The organism is Microbacterium sp. LWH13-1.2 (assembly GCF_038397735.1).
Taxonomy (GTDB): Bacteria; Actinomycetota; Actinomycetes; order Actinomycetales; family Microbacteriaceae; genus Microbacterium.
Map to the genome: position 1 here is coordinate 1,260,474 of NZ_CP151635.1, position 15,852 is coordinate 1,276,325.

Genomic DNA, 15,852 nt, shown 5'->3' on the forward strand with positions numbered 1-15,852 from the left:
GTACGTGCCTGTCAGTCCTTGTGGCGTGGCTTGCGGAACGGCCTCTCGCCTCGCTCGTCATTGCGAGCCGGACGTTCGTCGCGGTCGTATCGCGGGCGGTCGTCGCGGCGGTCGAACCCACCGCGCGCGCCGTCACGAGGACCGTCGTTGCGACGGGCTCCCGGTCCGCGATCGGGCTTGATCTCGATCAGGCGACCCGAGATGCGGGTGTCCTTCAGCTTGTCGAGCACCGACGAGTCGAGGTTCGCGGGCAACTCGACGACGGTGAAGTCCGGGCGGATGTTGATTGCGCCGAAGTCGTCACGGCCGAGTCCGCCCTCGTTCGCGAGTGCGCCGACGATCTGACGGGGCTCGACACGGTGACGGCGGCCGACCTCGATGCGGTACGGCTTGTAGTCGCCACGCCCACGACGCTCGCGAGGTTCGCGCGTCTCGCGACGATCGCCCTTGCTGTTCTCACGCGGCGGTCGGTTGTCGTACTCGACCGCCTTCGACAGCGGGTCATCTGCCGGGTCGAGCAGCAGCGGCGTGTCGCCCTGCGCGACGACCGCGAGAGCAGCGGCCACGTCGGCCTCGGGCACGTCGTGATTGCGCACGTAATGATCGATGACGTCGCGGAACTTCTCGATCCGTGCGGCATCGCCGAGAGCCGCCGTGATCGCGTCGTCGAACCTGGTGAGACGTGTGGTGTTCACGTCGTCCAGGGTCGGCAGCTGCATCTGCGTGGGCTGCTGACGCGTGGCCTTCTCGATGGACTTCAGAAGGTAACGCTCGCGCGGCGTGATGAAGCTGATCGCATCGCCGCTGCGGCCGGCACGACCCGTGCGACCGATGCGATGCACGTAGGACTCTGTGTCGGTGGGGATGTCGAAGTTGACGACGTGGCTGATGCGCTCGACGTCGAGCCCACGAGCCGCGACGTCGGTCGCCACGAGGATGTCGAGCTTGCTCGCCTTGAGCTGGTTGACGCTGCGCTCGCGCTGCACCTGGGGGACATCGCCGTTGATCGCCGCGGCGGAGTATCCGCGGGCACGCAGCTTCTCGGCGAGCGTCTCGGTCTCGTTCTTCGTACGGACGAAAACGATCATGCCGTCGAAGTTCTCGACCTCGAGGATCCGGGTGAGTGCGTCGACCTTCTGCGCATACGACACCACGAGGTAGCGCTGGGTGATGTTCGTGCCGGTCGCGGTCTTCGACTTGATGCTGATCTCTTCGGGCTCGCGCAGGTACTTCTGCGCCAGACGACGGATCTGCGGGGGCATGGTGGCCGAGAACAGGGCGACCTGCTTCTCTTCGGGCGTCTGCGCGAGGATCTGCTCGACGTCCTCGGCGAAGCCCATCTTCAGCATCTCGTCGGCCTCGTCGAGCACCAGGTACTGCAGCTCGGACAGGTCGAGGGTGCCCTTGGCGAGGTGGTCCATGATGCGGCCGGGGGTTCCGACGATCACGTGCACGCCGCGGCGGAGTGCCGACAGCTGCACGCCGTAGCCCTGTCCGCCGTAGACGGGGAGGACGTGTACGCCCTTCATCTTCGAGGCGTAGGACTCGAATGCCTCGCAGACTTGAAGAGCGAGTTCACGGGTCGGTGCGAGCACGAGGGCCTGCGGGGTCTTCTGCGATACGTCGAGGCGCTCCAGCACGGGCAGCGCGAAGGCCGCGGTCTTTCCCGTTCCGGTCTGCGCCATGCCGACGACATCGCGACCCGAGAGCAGGGTCGGGATCGTCGCGGCTTGGATGGGGGAGGGGGTCTCGTAGCCGAGGTCCTTGATGGCCTTGAGGACGGGGCCGGTGATGCCGAGCTCCTCGAATCCAGGGGTCTCGGGGGCGTCGGTGGGCACAGCGTCTTCAGGAGTCACTGACCAAGGGTAGCGCTTCGCGCGATTCGATGCCTGTGAGGGCGCCCTCAGGAGCCGGAGGTGAGTGACAGGAGCCTCTCCTTGACCTGGCGACGAAGCACCTTTCCGATCAGCGACTTGGGCAGCTCATCGACGACGAAGACGCGGCGGGGCACCTTGTAGGGCGTGAGGATGCTGCGCGCGTACTCGCGGATCGCCTCGACGTCGACATCCGAACCGCCGTCGACGACGATCGCCGCAACGACTTCTTCACCTGAGTGATCGCTCGGGAGTCCGACGACGGCAGCATCGGAAACCTGAGGATGCTGCCGCAGTGCGTTCTCGACCTCGGTGGGCGCCACGTTGAAGCCGCCCGTGATGATGAGCTCCTTGATGCGGTCGACGATGCGGATGAAACCTGCGTCGTCGACCGTGACGATGTCGCCGGTGCGGAACCACCCGTCGACGAAGACGGCCTCGGTCTCCTCCGGCTTGCCGTAGTAGCCGGAGAACACCTGGGGGCCTCGCACCAGGAGCTCGCCGGCGGCGCCCGCGGGGACATCGACGGTCGGGTTCTCGGGATCGACGACGCGGCATTCCGTACCGGGCAGCGGGAGTCCGACGGTTCCCGGCACGCGGTTGTCCGCGACGGGGTTCGCCATCAGCACCGGGGAGCACTCGCTGAGTCCGTAGCCCTCTACGAGGAATCCGTGGGTAGCAGCCTCGAATGGGACGACGAGCTCGTGCGGCAGCGCCATCGCGCCGGAGATCGCCACCTCGATGCCGTCGAGCGAGACACCCTTGGCGTTGGCGGCCGCCAGCAGGCGGTCGGCGATCGGAGGGACCAGAGGCAGGAAGGTCGCGGGGTGCTTCTTCATCACATCGAGCACGAGAGCGGGGTCGAACTTCGGGAAGAGCACGAGCCGCGCTCCCATGGACATCGCGAAGGTCAGGCAGAGCGTCAGACCGTAGGCGTGGAACATCGGCAGCACTGCGTAGACGACGCATCCCTTGCCGCGCTGGATCGACGGCACCCATGCCTGCGACTGCGCGGCATTCGCCAGCAGGTTGTGGTGTGTCAGAGCTGCGCCCTTCGGCGTGCCCGTGGTGCCGGAGGTGTACTGGATGATGGCGAGGTCGTCGGTGGCCGGCTTCGGGTGCGCGGCAGGCAGAGGCGCGGACTGGACCAGCGAATCCCAGGTGACCGTTCCCCGCACCTTCTCTGTGAGGGCCGCGCGCGACTCTCGGGCCTTCGCGACCGGAAGTCGCAGGGCCACTCGCGTCAGGAGCGGCATCGCGCGAGTGACGTCCACGGAGATCAGGTTCGCCACCGAGAGGTCAGCCGGGAACTCCTGCACCGTGGAGACGACCTTGTTCCACACGATCGCGTGCTTCGCACCATGGTCCTCGAACTGCTTGCGCAGCTCCCGCGGTGTGTAGAGCGGGTTGTGCTCGACGACGACGGCGCCGAGGCGGAGCACGGCGTAGAACGCCACGATGTGCTGCGGGCAGTTCGGAAGGACGATCGCGACGGGGTCGCCCGCCCGCACGCCGAGGTCGCGGAGGCCTGCGGCAGCACGGTCGATCGCCTCCTGCAGCTCCGAGTACGTCGTCTCGCGACCGAAGAACTGTAACGCCGGGGCATCCGGGTAGTCGCGAGCGGATGCGGCGACGATGTCGACCAGGGATCCGGTCACGGGGGAGAGGTCTTCCGGGACGCCTTCGGCGTAACTGGCGATCCACGGACGAGGAGGCTGATACGAGCTCACCCGCCCAGCATAGGGCGGGCATCGCGGGACTGCAGGGACTCGGCGGGCACGGCAACTAGACTCGGGGTGTGTCTGAAATCACCCCTGATCTTGTGCGCCATCTCGGCGTGCTCGCGCGCATCCAGCTCAACGACGACGAGGTGACGAGGCTCACGGGCCAACTCGACGCCATCGTCGACAACATCGCCAAGGTGTCGGAGGTGGCGAGCCCCGACGTCGCCGCGACGAGTCATCCGATCCCGCTGAGCAACGTCTATCGCCCCGATGTGGTGGGCGAGACCCTCACACACGAGCAGGTGCTCCAGAACGCTCCGGACCAGGCCGACGGCCGGTTCCGCGTCACCGCGATCCTGGGAGAAGAGCAGTGAGCGACATCATCCGCATGACCGCGGCGGAGCTTGCGGACAAGCTCGCCAGCCGTGAGATCTCGAGCGTCGAGGCGACGCGCGCTCATCTCGACCGCATCGCAGCCGTCGACGGCGACGTCCATGCGTTCCTCCACATCAACGAGGGCGCGCTCGACGCCGCTGCGGCCGTCGACGCGCGACGTGCGGCGGGCGAGCAGCTCGGACCGATCGCCGGTGTGCCGCTGGCGATCAAGGACGTGCTCGTCACGACCGACCAGCCGACCACGAGCGGTTCGCGCATCCTCGAGGGCTACCGTTCGCCGTACGACGCGACCGTCGTCGCCCGCTCGCGTGCCGCGGGTCTGATCCCGCTCGGCAAGACCAACATGGACGAGTTCGCGATGGGGTCGTCCACCGAGCACTCCGCCTACGGTCCCACCCGAAACCCGTGGGACCTCGACCGGATCCCCGGTGGTTCGGGCGGTGGCTCCGCAGCCGCGGTGGCCGCATTCGAGGCGCCCCTGGCTCTCGGCTCCGACACGGGGGGTTCGATCCGCCAGCCCGCGCACGTGACCGGCACGGTGGGCGTGAAGCCGACCTACGGCGGTGTGAGCCGCTACGGAGCGATCGCGCTGGCCTCGAGCCTCGATCAGGTCGGGCCCGTGACCCGTACGGTGCTCGACGCCGGTCTGCTGCACGACGCGATCGGCGGCCACGACCCGAAGGACTCGACGTCGCTGCGCGACGAGTGGCCCTCGTTCGCGGATGCCGCGCGTGAGGGCGCCCGCGGCGACGTGCTCAGGGGGCTGAAGGTCGGCGTGATCCGCGAACTTCCCGACAGCGGCTTCCAGACAGGCGTGGCGGAGTCGTTCCGCAGCGCGCTCGCGCTGATGGAGGCGCAGGGAGCGGAGATCGTCGAGATCGGCGCACCGCACTTCGAGTACGGTGTGGCCGCGTACTACCTGATCCTCCCCGCCGAGGCATCCAGCAACCTCGCGAAGTTCGACTCGGTGCGCTTCGGCCTCCGCGTCACCCCGGACGGCAACCCCACCGTCGAGGACGTCATGTCCGCGACGCGTGACGCCGGCTTCGGCGACGAGGTCAAGCGCCGTATCATCCTCGGCACCTACGCGCTGTCCGCCGGGTACTACGACGCCTACTACGGCAGCGCCCAGAAGGTTCGCACACTGATCCAGCAGGACTTCGCGAACGCGTTCGCCGAGGTCGACGTCATCGCGACACCGTCGGCTCCGACGACCGCGTTCAAGATCGGCGAGAAGATCGACGACCCGCTGCAGATGTACCTCAACGACATCACGACGATCCCGGTGAACCTCGCCGGCGTCCCCGGCATCTCGATCCCGAGCGGGCTGGCTGCGGAAGACGGCCTCCCCGTCGGGATCCAGTTCATCGCCCCGGCGCGTGAGGACGCGCGTCTCTACAAGGTCGGCGCGGCCGTGGAGACGCTGCTCGTCGATTCGTGGGGCGCACCGCTCCTCACTCGTGCACCCCAGCTCGTAGGAGGGACCCGCTGATGGCCACCGCCAAGCTCATGGACTTCGACAAGGCTCTCGAGATGTTCGAGCCCGTGCTCGGGTTCGAGGTGCATGTCGAGCTCAACACGAACACGAAGATGTTCTCGGACGCGCCGAACCCGGCCAACGAGCTGTATCACGCGGCCGAGCCGAACACGCTGATCGCACCCGTCGATCTCGGGCTTCCGGGTTCGCTCCCCGTCGTCAACGAGACGGCGATCCGGTCGTCGATCAGCCTGGGCCTTGCGCTCGGCTGCTCGATCGCTCCGTCGAGCCGATTCGCGCGAAAGAACTACTTCTACCCGGACCTCGGCAAGAACTACCAGATCTCGCAGTACGACGAGCCGATCGCTTTCGAGGGAGAGGTGGAGGTCGAGCTCGAAGACGGCACGATCGTGCAGATCCCGATCGAGCGCGCGCACATGGAGGAGGACGCGGGCAAGCTCACCCACATGGGTGGGGCCACCGGTCGTATCCAGGGTGCCGAGTACTCGCTCGTCGACTACAACCGTGCGGGTGTACCGCTCGTCGAGATCGTGACGAAGGTGATCTTCGGCACCGAGCACCGCGCTCCAGAGGTCGCCAAGGCCTATGTCGCGACGATCCGTGACATCGTGCGCAGCCTGGGGATCTCCGAGGCGCGCCTGGAGCGAGGCAACCTCCGCTGCGATGCCAACATCTCGCTGCGCCCGCGCGGCCAGGAGAAGCTGGGGACGCGCACCGAGACGAAGAACGTCAACTCCATGCGTTCGGTCGAGCGCGCGGTGCGATACGAGATCCAGCGTCAGGCGCAGATCCTCGCCGACGGCGGGACGATCACGCAGGAGACGCGGCACTGGCACGAGGACACCGGAACGACCTCGCCCGGTCGTCCGAAGTCGGATGCCGACGACTACCGGTACTTCCCCGAGCCCGACCTGGTTCCGGTGGAGCCTGCGGCCGAGCTGATCGAGGAGCTCCGAGCGCAACTGCCCGAACAGCCCGTGGCGCGTCGGCGCCGCCTGATGGGCGAGTGGGGGTTCACCGACCTGGAGTTCCAGGACGTGCGGAACGGCGGCCTGCTGGAGGTCGTCGAGGCGACGATCTCGGCCGGAGCGACTCCTGCCACGGCCCGCAAGTGGTGGACGGGCGAGATCAGCCGTCTCGCGAACACGCAGGAGAAGGATGCCACGGAGCTGATCTCTCCTGAGAACGTCGTGGCGCTGCAGAAGCTCGTCGACGCCGGGACCCTCACCGACAAGCTGGCTCGCCAGGTGCTCGAGGGAGTCATCGCCGGTGAGGGGACGCCGCAGGAGGTCGTCGATGGCCGCGGACTCGCCGTCGTCTCCGATGACGGCGCGCTGATCGCCGCGATCGACGAGGCCCTGGCAGCTCAGCCCGACGTTCTCGCGAAGATCAAAGACGGCAAGGTCCAGGCAGCCGGCGCCGTCATCGGTGCTGTGATGAAGGCGATGAAGGGCCAGGCGGATGCCGCCAGGGTCCGCGAACTCGTCCTCGAGCGCGCTGCGCAGTAACCGCATCCCCCGGGCCTCATGTCGGAGGTCCGGGGGAGAATGGTCTCATGGGACACGGTGACGGCAGAGGGCGCATCGTGTCGTACGCGGATGCCGACGATACCGGCACGAGCATCCTGCACGTCGACATGGACGCGTTCTACGCGGCGGTCGAGGTGCTCGACGATCCCAGTCTTCGCGGGCTCCCGTTGATCATCGGGGCGCCCGATGGCCGCTCCGTCGTGTCGAGCGCCTCCTACGAAGCCCGTCGATACGGGGTCCGTGCGGCGATGCCGGTGTCCCAGGCGATCCGCCTGTGCCCGTCGGCGAGAATCGTGCCGCCGCACTTCCACCGCTACCAGGCCGTATCGCGCCAGGTGATGTCGATCTTCGAGTCGATCACTCCGTTGGTCGAGCCGCTGTCGGTCGATGAGGCGTTCCTCGACGTCCGTGGGGTCAGACGGTTGTGGGGGAGTCCCGCGCAGATCGCCCAGCTCGTGCGCGAGCGGGTGAGCGACCAGGTAGGCATCACGTGCAGCGTCGGAGTCGCCGCGACCAAGCACGTCGCGAAGATGGCGTCGACGATCTCCAAGCCGGACGGCATGCTCGTCATCGCCGCATCCGACACTCAGGCGTTCCTCGATCCCCGACCGGTTCGGGCGATGTGGGGCGTGGGTCCGAAGGCGGCCGAGGCTCTGGAAGGGCGCGGCATCCGCACGATCCGCGACATCCGCACGTCGACGACCGAGATGCTCGACCGCGCGGTAGGACCGGCGCTGAGTGCGCGCCTCGCGCAGCTGTCTCGGGGCGAGGACGCGCGGGCGGTCGAGACCGAGCGCATCGAGAAGAGCATCGGCCATGAGGAGACCTTCGATACGGACATCTCCGATCGCGCTTACTTGCGTGCAGAGCTCCTGAGGCTGGCCGATCGCGTTGCCGCACGCCTGCGGAAGGCAGAGTGGGAGACCTCGACAGTCGCGATCAAGATCCGGTTCGACGACTTCCGCACCCTGAGCCGGTCGCAGACGCTCGCCGAGCCGACCGCCGTCGGCCAGAGGATCGGCGAAGCGGCGCAGGCGCTGTTCGAGCAGATCGAGCGCCGCGACCCTGTGCGGCTCGTCGGTGTGCGTGCCGAGAAGCTCCGCCCCGCCGGCGGTGGAGGCATCGGTCTGTGGGACGACGACGAGGACTGGCGGCGCGTGGAGGGTGCCGTCGACGATGCGGTCGCGCGTTTCGGCTCAGCCATGATCGGTCGGGCGAGGCACATCGGGCGAGGTGCAGGACGCGGTGCAGCGCAGCATCCGAAGGCGCACGGCCTGGATTGACCTCTCCGCATCGTCTTTCCTGGGCTAGCGTGGAGCCATGCCCAACATTGCACTGGAACTCGGAAAGCAGGCCGCGTCGTTCGGCGTGAAGAGCGCGTACGGAGAGCCGCAGGACGTCGACGGCGTCAGCATCACTCCGGTGGCCTTCACCTACTCGGGATTCGGCGGCGGAAGCGGCGACGGTGCTGAAGGCGGCGGCGGTGGCGGGATCTCCGTGCCGGTCGGCGTCTACGTGCGTCGCGAAGAGGGGCTTCGGTTCGAGCCCAACATCGTGACCCTGCTGGTCGTCGCTGTGCCGTGCGTCTGCGTCGCCGGACGAGCATTCTCTCGTATCATCCGTGCCCTCAAGAAATGACGACCCCGTCGGGGCCGCGCTCGCGCGCGCCTCGACGCTGATCGTCGACGACATCCGGGCCCTCTCGGCCGCTAACCCTGTCGTCATCATCGACGGACGAAGCGGAGCGGGCAAGACGACGCTCGCACGCATGCTGGTCGAGCGGTGGCCGATCGTGGGGCGGGTGCAGCTGGTCGCCCTCGACTCGATCTATCCCGGGTGGGACGGCCTCCAGAGCGGAGTCGAGCGTGCTCTCGACGGCATCCTCCGCCCGCACGGCCGCGGATACCTCGGGGAGTGGCGCCGCTGGGATTGGGAACGCGAAGCCGAGGCCGAGAGCCACGCGGTGGACCCGGCGCTGGGTGTGCTGATCGAGGGCAGCGGTATTCTCACACCCGCGACAGCGGCGATCGCCGATGTGCGCGTCTGGATCGAGTCCGCGGAACCTGGCCGCAAGGCACGGGCGCTGAATCGCGACGGCGAGACCTACCGCCCGCACTGGGATCGGTGGGCCGCGCAGGAGAATGCGCACATCGCGAGGGATGATCCTCGAGCCCTCGCGACGCGCGTCGTCGAGATCCCCTGACGCCTCACAGCAGCTCGTCTGCCGCCTCGATGGTGAGCTCGAGGCGGTAACCGAGCCAGTCGTAGACGCCGAACCGCGCGTCGTCAGGGTCATGGTCGTCGTCGCTCTCGATGCCGAGACGCTCCGCGATCACCAGACGCAACGCGGTGAGCGTGCGCAGCCAGGCGTCGACATCGGACTGCCGGATCGCCAGGTCGTGCTCTGTGAGCGCCTCGCCCTGAGACATGGAGTCCAGATCGCCGCGGAGATCGGCGAGAGCTGCCCTGACCACATCGGCATCGAGGGCGCGCCGATCGAGCAGATCCTCGCGTGTCGCGTCGCTGAAGGAGCGCGACGCTTCCTCGTCGTCGGGGTAGGGATCGGGAGCGAGACGCCCGATGGCCGGATCGGTGGCATCGCGGTCGGACCCCACCAGCTCACGGAAGTCGTCGACGAGCTGTGCGAGCTGTGCGCCCTCCACTCTCGCCATCCGGACGTGCACCGTCAGCTCGGTCATCGTGCAGCCTTTCGCACCGTCGCCCAGAGGCCGTAGTCGTGCATCGCCTGGGCGTGCACCTCCATGGTCTCGCGGGGGCCCGTGGCGACGATGGCCTGGCCTTCGTGATGGACTGCGCGCATGAGCTGCGTCGCCCGCTCCAGCGAGTACCCGAAGTAGGTGCGGAAGACTCGCACGACGTAGCTCATCAGATTGACGGGATCGTTCCACACGACGACCTCCCAGGGTTCGAGGGGCGCGGCCGTAAGTTCGACGATCTCTTCGACGTCAGGCGCGGCGAGGGGAGTCATGCCCACCCCAGCTCGTGCAGCTGCGCGTCATCGATGCCGTAGAAGTGGGCGATCTCGTGGACGAGGGTGGTGTGGACCTCGTCGCGGAGTTCGTCTTCGTCCTCGCAGGCTGCGAGATGCGGCTCGCGGTAGACGACGATCCGGTCGGGCAGCTCTCCGGAGCCGTACTGCGTGCGCTCGGTCAGCGCCAGGCCGTCGTACAGTCCGAGGAGGTCGAGGCTCCCGTCCTCAGGGCGGTCCTCGACGACGAAGACGACGTTCTCGAGTCCGTCGACCATCTCATCGGGTAGCCGGTCGAGCTCGTCGATCACGAGTTCCTCGAAGGGCGCAGCATCCATCTCCATCGGTTCCAGCCTATTGCCGCGAGCGCGGGCGCAGCGTCAGTGGAGGAACACCAGGAGCGCGGCGACCGCGATGAAGAGCGCACCGAAGACACCGTTCAGGATCCGCTGCCCTTTGACCGACTGCGTCAGACGGCGGAACGGACGGGCCGCGGTTGCGAAGAATCCCCACATCACCAGGACGTCGACCACGATGACCGTGACGATGAGGGTGAGGTACTGGGGCAGCTGGGGCTGGTCGAGGCGGATGAACTGAGGGATGAACGCGAGGAAGAAGACGATCGCCTTCGGGTTGAGGAGATTCACCCAGAAGCCCCGTCGGATCATGGACCAGTGGCCTTCGCGCGGATCGACTCCGGTCTCGTCCTCGAGCTCTGCGGAAGCGGGCTTCGACAGGATCAGTCGGATTCCGAGGAAGACGAGGTAGGCGGCTCCGGCGTATCGGATGACGTTGAACAGCACTTCGGATTGCGACACCACGAGGCCGAGTCCGGCCGCCACGATCACGACGTGGACGATCAACGCGAGCTGCTGGCCCACGATGCCCCAGATCGATCGGCGCCACCCTTGGCTGAGCGCGTTCGACATCGTGTTGATCGCACCGGCGCCCGGCGTGAAGCTGATCACCGCACAGGCGGTCAGGAGTGAGAACCACACGGCGAGTGACACCTCGCAATACTAGGGCTCTCGCTCCATCCCGGCGTTCAGTCGGTCGCGGCGATGCTCGGAATGCGCAGATCGAGCCGGCGGAGCAGCTGCGCGTTCAGCGCTACGACGATCGTCGACAGAGACATCAGGACTGCGCCGACGGACATCGGGAGCACGAACCCGACCGGTGCGAGGATGCCGGCGGCGAGAGGCACGGACAGCAGATTGTAGCCGGCCGCCCACCACAGGTTCTGAGTCATCTTGCGGTACCCCGCCTTCGAGAGTTCGATGACCGAGATGACCGCGCGCGGGTCGTCTCCGGCGAGGATCACACCGGCGGACGCGATCGCCACGTCGGTTCCGGCGCCGATCGCCAGGCCTACATCGGCCTGTGCGAGTGCTGGTGCATCATTCACGCCGTCGCCCACCATCGCGACCTTCCGTCCCTCTGCCTGGAGCGCGCGGACTCTGGCTGCCTTGTCTTCCGGGCGCACACCGGCGAACACCCGGTCGATCCCGATCCGCGCAGCGACGCTCTCCGCGACCGCCGATGCGTCTCCCGTGATCATCACGACGTCGATCCCGCGTGCGCGCAGCGCCGCGACAGCCGAGATCGATTCGGCGCGGATGTCGTCGGCGAGCTTCAGGGCACCGACCACGCGATCATCGACGAGGACATGCAGGATGATCGCGCCCTCGGTCCGCCACGCCCCGGCGATCGGAAGCTCGGTGGCGTCGGTCTCCGTGAGCAGGTGCGGGCCACCGACCTGCACCCGTCGGCCGTCGATGCGTGCGCTCACTCCGACAGCCGGAGATGATCGGAAGTCCTCGGCAGCGTGTATCTCGAGACGTCGATCCCCGGCGGCGTCCACGATCGCCTTCGCCAGCGGGTGCTCGGAGTCCTGCTCCGCCGCTGCCGCGAGCGAGATGATGTCGTCGGTTGTGAAGGGGGCGACGGGCTCGACGGCGGTGACCGCGGGAGCCCCCTTCGTGAGCGTTCCCGTCTTGTCGAAGAGAACGGTGTCGATCGTGCGCATGGTCTCCAGAGCCAAGCGGTCCTTCACGAGGATGCCGGCACGCGCCGCACGCTCGGTTGCGATCGAGACGACAAGGGGGATCGCGAGGCCCAATGCGTGCGGGCACGCGATGACCAACACGGTGATAGTGCGAATCACGGCTTCATCGGGCGACCCCACGGCCGACCATACGACGGCCGTGATGGCAGCGGCCCCGAGCGCGAACCAGAAGAGCCATGCAGCGGCGCGGTCGGCGATCCGCTGCGCACGAGATGAGGACGCCTGGGCGTCGGCGACCAGTCTCTGGATGCCGGCGAGCGCTGTGTCCGCGCCGACGGCGGTGACCTCGACGCGGAGTCCCGAGTCGGTGGCCACGGTCCCTGCGACGACGGGGTCGCCGGCGGTGCGAGCCACGGCCCGGGACTCGCCGGTGATCATGGACTCGTCAACGCTCGCTGCGCCCTGGAGGATGCGCCCGTCGGCGGGCAGACGTGCGCCCGGTCGGATGACGATGACATCACCGATTCTGAGTTCGGCAGGGGAGACCCGCACGGTCTCACCGTTCTCGATGCGCTCGGCTTCGTCGGGAAGAAGAGCTGCGAGGGAGTCGAGCGCCGAGGTGGTCTGTGCCAGGGAGCGCATCTCGATCCAATGGCCCAAGAGCATGATGACGATCAGCAGAGCCAGCTCCCACCAGAACTCCAGTTGATGGTGCAGCACGCCCAGACTCGCTCCCCACGACGCGAGGAAGGCGACGGTGATCGCGAGGCCTATCAGCAGCATCATCCCTGGCTTGCGAGTGCGAAGCTCACTCACTGCGCCGGTGAGGAAAGGTGATCCACCCCATACGTACATCAGGGTGCCGAGTGCGGGCGCCAGCCACCGCGCCCACTCCGGTATGTCGTACCCGATGATCATGCCGAACATCGGCGATGCGACGGTCACGGGGATCGACACGACGAGCATGATCCAGAACAGTCGCCGGAATCCGGAGACGTGGTCTGCGTGCCCGGCGTGGGCGTCGTGCCCGGCGTGCCCTGGGTGAGCATCGTGCCCGGCGTGAGCCGCGGCCTCCGATGTGAAGTCGTGAGAAGAGTGATCGATCGGTGTCGATCCATCCGAGTGAATCATCTGCTTGTCCCTTCGGTGAGGTCACTGAAGTCAACCAGATACCCCCGGGGGGTATTCCGAGAAATCTACCGGGGAAACAGAAGAGGCCCGAGTCTAGCGACTCGGACCTCTTCTGGATGGGGTGAGTAACGGGACTCGAACCCGCGACATCCGGCACCACAAGCCAGCGCTCTACCAGCTGAGCTATACCCACCATGCGCCAACCGGAGTTGGCGACCAGATGAGTCTATTACATGTTCGGAGCGAACTCTGACACGGTGCGCGTCGCGATGTCGCGAGCGTCGTCGCTCGACGGGCCCGGCTCGTCGACGAAGACGGCCTCGCGGTAGTAGCGCAGCTCACGGATCGATTCGAGGATGTCGGCCAGGGCTCGGTGGCCGCCGTCTTTCGCGGGCGCCTGGAAGAACACCCGCGGATACCACCGGCGGGAGAGCTCCTTGATGCTCGAGACATCGACGTTGCGGTAATGGAGCCACTGGTCGACCTGCGGCATGTACTTGGCGAGGAACATCCGATCGGTGCCGATCGTGTTGCCGGCGAGCGGCGCCTTGCGCTCCAGAGGAGCGAATCGCTTGATGTACTCGAGTGTCTGCTCTTCGGCCTCGGCGAGCGAGACGCCGTCAGGGATCTCGGTGATGAGTCCCGAGGTCTCATGCATCTTGGTGACGAAGTCGTTCATGTTCTCGAGCGCCGCGTCGCTCGGGCGAATGACGACCTGGAAGCCCGCATCGACGGGGTTCAACTCGAAATCGGTGATGACGACTGCGATCTCGACGAGCTCATCGACTGAGAGATCCAGCCCGGTCATCTCGCAATCGATCCAGACGAGGCGGTCGTTCTCTGACGCAGATACCATGGGGCCATACTATCGACGGCACCGACATCGGAGCTCGGCGCGGTACGGTAGAACTGCCCGCCTCCGTAGCTCAGGGGATAGAGCAGGAGCCTTCTAATCTCTTGGTCGCAGGTTCGAATCCTGCCGGGGGCACCGCAATCGGACGATGTCCGCCATCAGCCGTTCCGCAGGGCGGCGACGGCGTCGTCGGCCCTCCAGAAGTCGCCGACCAGTCTGAATGATGCCGTGGCGAGGTGCAGTCTCTCTGCGCGGTATCGCATGCCGAGAGGATCGGGGAGAAGGCGGAGGTGGCCGAGGACGCGGCCTGTGGCGTCCTGCACCCGCCACAGGTGGGCTGAGGCGCGCACGAGATGCTCCTTCGGCGACGACAGACGAGGCGTGGCATACGGGACCTCGGGCAGGGACGTGATCAGGTTGTCGGACATCGGTGGCTCCTTTCGTGGGTCGAACATATGACCGACCACCGACATTGTGGTCCCCGGTTCACCGGCTTCCCGTCGTCCACTTTTTCTGCACGGTGGCTCAGGAGGTGGTGTTTTGCACGATCACTGCGCTGCGGGTGTGGGCAGCGAGGTCGCAGGCTCCACTCTGGAGCGACCCGGGCATGTGTCCCGGTGCACAGAGGAGAGAACATGCACGACACAGTGACCATCGTCGGCAACGTCGCCACCGACCCCACGCAGGGTCGGACCGCCAGTGGTGTCACCGTCACGAACTTCCGATTGGCGAGCACTCATCGCCGCTTCGATGACGCGACCCAGACATGGGTCGACGTCGCGACGAACTGGTATTCAGTCGCTGCGTTTCGCCAGCTCGGGGAGCACGCGAAAGCATCGTTGCGTTCAGGAGACAGCGTGATCGTGACGGGGAGGATGAAGATCCGCGCCTGGGAGAGCAACGGAAAGCAGGGTACGAGCGTCGACATCGATGCGGATGCGATCGGCCATGATCTCCGCTGGGGCACCACCGCCTATCGCCGCAGCACACGTTCGACGCCGGAGTCGCCCTCCAGGAGCAACGGCGGGGGTGCCGTCCACGATGATCCGTCCGCAGCGTCCCCCGTCGAGACGTCGGACATCGAGACGGCGTGGGCCGATAAGGATGCACAGCCGACGTCTGACGGGGCGCATGCACAGCAGCCGGTCGATTCAGCGAGCTTCACGTACTGACACGGTGACGCGATCGCCATCGCGGGCAGAGCGTCCATGCCGACGTGCACCTGCGCGGGGGAGTCCGACCGTAGACTCGGGGCGTGCTTCGACGACCGGACTCCTCTGCATCGCGTGCGGCGATCGCGACAGGCGCGGCGGCCTCGCTGATCCTGCTGCTGACCTCGTGCGGTCCCACTGCATCCCCGACGCCCGCACCGACGGATGCCGGGGTGTCGCCGAGGCCGACGGAAACCCCCGCGGCGCCCGCGTTCGTCGCGGACGGCACGGCGGAGGACAACCTTCCGCTGTTCGCGGCTGTGACGGAACAGGTGTGGGGCTCAGGGCAGAACGTGTCGGGCCGCGCCTACATCGATGCGCTCATCGCCGCAGGATTCGATCGGGCGGCGATGCAGGTGACTCAGGACGTGACGACGGTCGGCAACCCGGCCGAGAGCATTCAGTTCTCGGTGCGATGGGGTGACGCCGATTGTCTCGTGGGGCAGGTCGGGCCGTCGACGGGCGCACCCGTCACGGCGGTCCTGCCGCAGCTGGCGGAGGGGCGCTGTCTGATCGGTGCGACGCGCGCGATCGACTGGTGATCACCGGGTGTCCGCTCGGGTTCCGACGGTTCGCGATACGTCGACTCGTCTCGACAGCGACGGGCACAGAGGCCGGTAGGCTGGAGTGTCGATCTTCGAC

Annotated in this window: 17 protein-coding genes and 2 tRNA genes; 9 read left to right on the plus strand and 10 right to left on the minus strand. The window is 67.1% G+C overall.

The genetic code is table 11. From position 1 onward, the window contains the following. Positions 1-11 precede the first annotated feature (11 nt). Both MRBLWH13_RS05830 and MRBLWH13_RS05835 read right to left on the minus strand, forming a co-directional pair. The gene (locus tag MRBLWH13_RS05830; protein WP_341957336.1) at positions 12-1,856 is read right to left on the minus strand and encodes a DEAD/DEAH box helicase; all 1,845 of its coding nucleotides are present in this window, start codon (positions 1,854-1,856) and stop codon (positions 12-14) included. A gap of 47 nt (positions 1,857-1,903) precedes the next feature. After that, entirely contained in the window at positions 1,904-3,604 is a 1,701-nt protein-coding gene (locus tag MRBLWH13_RS05835) for a long-chain-fatty-acid--CoA ligase (protein ID WP_341957337.1), read from the minus strand. A 68-nt stretch (positions 3,605-3,672) separates the two neighbouring features. Here MRBLWH13_RS05835 and gatC point away from each other — a divergent pair, with 68 nt between their 5' ends. The 6 genes from gatC to MRBLWH13_RS05865 are packed head-to-tail and all read left to right on the plus strand — an operon-like array spanning position 3,673 to position 9,224. After that, a complete protein-coding gene (gene gatC / locus MRBLWH13_RS05840; RefSeq protein WP_042536743.1) occupies positions 3,673-3,972 on the plus strand; it encodes an Asp-tRNA(Asn)/Glu-tRNA(Gln) amidotransferase subunit GatC in 300 nt (99 codons plus the stop codon). Continuing rightward, complete coding sequence (gene gatA, locus MRBLWH13_RS05845; protein WP_341957339.1) at positions 3,969-5,486, plus strand: Asp-tRNA(Asn)/Glu-tRNA(Gln) amidotransferase subunit GatA; 1,518 nt, start codon at positions 3,969-3,971, stop codon at positions 5,484-5,486. Before gatC ends, gatA begins: the two co-directional genes overlap by 4 nt. Beyond that, entirely contained in the window at positions 5,486-7,000 is a 1,515-nt protein-coding gene (gatB, locus tag MRBLWH13_RS05850; protein ID WP_341957340.1) for an Asp-tRNA(Asn)/Glu-tRNA(Gln) amidotransferase subunit GatB, read from the plus strand. The genes gatA and gatB overlap by 1 nt, the downstream gene beginning before the upstream one ends. Positions 7,001-7,047: 47 nt before the next feature. Next, the gene (gene dinB / locus MRBLWH13_RS05855; RefSeq protein WP_341957341.1) at positions 7,048-8,304 is read left to right on the plus strand and encodes a DNA polymerase IV; all 1,257 of its coding nucleotides are present in this window, start codon (positions 7,048-7,050) and stop codon (positions 8,302-8,304) included. Positions 8,305-8,341: 37 nt separating this feature from the next. Next, positions 8,342-8,659 (plus strand): hypothetical protein, encoded by a 318-nt coding sequence (locus tag MRBLWH13_RS05860; protein ID WP_341957342.1) that lies wholly within the window; start codon positions 8,342-8,344, stop codon positions 8,657-8,659. After that, positions 8,643-9,224 carry a hypothetical protein gene (locus tag MRBLWH13_RS05865; RefSeq protein ID WP_341957343.1) on the plus strand — a complete coding sequence of 194 codons (582 nt, stop codon included), beginning with the start codon at positions 8,643-8,645 and terminating at the stop codon, positions 9,222-9,224. The genes MRBLWH13_RS05860 and MRBLWH13_RS05865 overlap by 17 nt, the downstream gene beginning before the upstream one ends. A gap of 4 nt (positions 9,225-9,228) precedes the next feature. On the opposite strand, the gene MRBLWH13_RS05870 is transcribed toward MRBLWH13_RS05865, so the two are convergent. The 7 genes from MRBLWH13_RS05870 to orn form a co-directional block, all read right to left on the minus strand. Further along, on the minus strand, positions 9,229-9,720 hold the full coding sequence (locus MRBLWH13_RS05870) for a DUF2017 family protein (RefSeq protein ID WP_341957345.1): 492 nt from the start codon (positions 9,718-9,720) through the stop codon (positions 9,229-9,231). Then, positions 9,717-10,010, minus strand: a complete 294-nt coding sequence (gene clpS / locus MRBLWH13_RS05875) for an ATP-dependent Clp protease adapter ClpS (protein WP_341957347.1) — start codon at positions 10,008-10,010, stop codon at positions 9,717-9,719. The genes MRBLWH13_RS05870 and clpS overlap by 4 nt, the downstream gene beginning before the upstream one ends. After that, positions 10,007-10,354 (minus strand): metallopeptidase family protein, encoded by a 348-nt coding sequence (locus tag MRBLWH13_RS05880; RefSeq protein WP_056509790.1) that lies wholly within the window; start codon positions 10,352-10,354, stop codon positions 10,007-10,009. The genes clpS and MRBLWH13_RS05880 overlap by 4 nt, the downstream gene beginning before the upstream one ends. Before the next feature lie 36 nt (positions 10,355-10,390). Further along, positions 10,391-11,020 (minus strand): LysE family transporter, encoded by a 630-nt coding sequence (locus tag MRBLWH13_RS05885; RefSeq protein ID WP_341957348.1) that lies wholly within the window; start codon positions 11,018-11,020, stop codon positions 10,391-10,393. Positions 11,021-11,055: 35 nt separating this feature from the next. After that, positions 11,056-13,146 carry a heavy metal translocating P-type ATPase gene (locus MRBLWH13_RS05890; protein ID WP_341957349.1) on the minus strand — a complete coding sequence of 697 codons (2,091 nt, stop codon included), beginning with the start codon at positions 13,144-13,146 and terminating at the stop codon, positions 11,056-11,058. Between the two features lie 117 nt (positions 13,147-13,263). Continuing rightward, positions 13,264-13,339: transfer RNA gene (locus MRBLWH13_RS05895), tRNA-His, on the minus strand. Between the two features lie 36 nt (positions 13,340-13,375). Next, a complete protein-coding gene (orn, locus tag MRBLWH13_RS05900; RefSeq protein ID WP_341957350.1) occupies positions 13,376-14,002 on the minus strand; it encodes an oligoribonuclease in 627 nt (208 codons plus the stop codon). A gap of 59 nt (positions 14,003-14,061) precedes the next feature. Between orn and MRBLWH13_RS05905 the strand changes: the two genes are divergently transcribed. Then, positions 14,062-14,134: transfer RNA gene (locus tag MRBLWH13_RS05905), tRNA-Arg, on the plus strand. Between the two features lie 23 nt (positions 14,135-14,157). Here MRBLWH13_RS05905 and MRBLWH13_RS05910 read toward each other — a convergent pair. Then, complete coding sequence (locus tag MRBLWH13_RS05910; protein ID WP_341957351.1) at positions 14,158-14,427, minus strand: hypothetical protein; 270 nt, start codon at positions 14,425-14,427, stop codon at positions 14,158-14,160. A gap of 207 nt (positions 14,428-14,634) precedes the next feature. Here MRBLWH13_RS05910 and ssb point away from each other — a divergent pair, with 207 nt between their 5' ends. Continuing rightward, complete coding sequence (gene ssb / locus MRBLWH13_RS05915) at positions 14,635-15,171, plus strand: single-stranded DNA-binding protein (protein ID WP_341957352.1); 537 nt, start codon at positions 14,635-14,637, stop codon at positions 15,169-15,171. Positions 15,172-15,254: 83 nt separating this feature from the next. Continuing rightward, positions 15,255-15,752: a hypothetical protein gene (locus tag MRBLWH13_RS05920; protein ID WP_341957353.1), complete on the plus strand. Its 498-nt coding sequence runs from the start codon at positions 15,255-15,257 to the stop codon at positions 15,750-15,752. Positions 15,753-15,852: the final 100 nt, after the last annotated feature.

Excerpts from the sequence above, each read along its gene's own strand:
- MRBLWH13_RS05880 (WP_056509790.1), bottom strand. The coding sequence starts at position 10,354 with ATGGAGATGGATGCTGCGCCCTTCGAGGAACTCGTGATCGACGAGCTC.
- gatB (WP_341957340.1), top strand. The coding sequence starts at position 5,486 with ATGGCCACCGCCAAGCTCATGGACTTCGACAAGGCTCTCGAGATGTTC.
- ssb (WP_341957352.1), top strand. The coding sequence starts at position 14,635 with ATGCACGACACAGTGACCATCGTCGGCAACGTCGCCACCGACCCCACG.
- MRBLWH13_RS05870 (WP_341957345.1), bottom strand. The coding sequence starts at position 9,720 with ATGACCGAGCTGACGGTGCACGTCCGGATGGCGAGAGTGGAGGGCGCA.
- MRBLWH13_RS05890 (WP_341957349.1), bottom strand. The coding sequence starts at position 13,146 with ATGATTCACTCGGATGGATCGACACCGATCGATCACTCTTCTCACGAC.
- MRBLWH13_RS05860 (WP_341957342.1), top strand. The coding sequence starts at position 8,342 with ATGCCCAACATTGCACTGGAACTCGGAAAGCAGGCCGCGTCGTTCGGC.
- dinB (WP_341957341.1), top strand. The coding sequence starts at position 7,048 with ATGGGACACGGTGACGGCAGAGGGCGCATCGTGTCGTACGCGGATGCC.
- clpS (WP_341957347.1), bottom strand. The coding sequence starts at position 10,010 with ATGACTCCCCTCGCCGCGCCTGACGTCGAAGAGATCGTCGAACTTACG.
- orn (WP_341957350.1), bottom strand. The coding sequence starts at position 14,002 with ATGGTATCTGCGTCAGAGAACGACCGCCTCGTCTGGATCGATTGCGAG.
- MRBLWH13_RS05910 (WP_341957351.1), bottom strand. The coding sequence starts at position 14,427 with ATGTCCGACAACCTGATCACGTCCCTGCCCGAGGTCCCGTATGCCACG.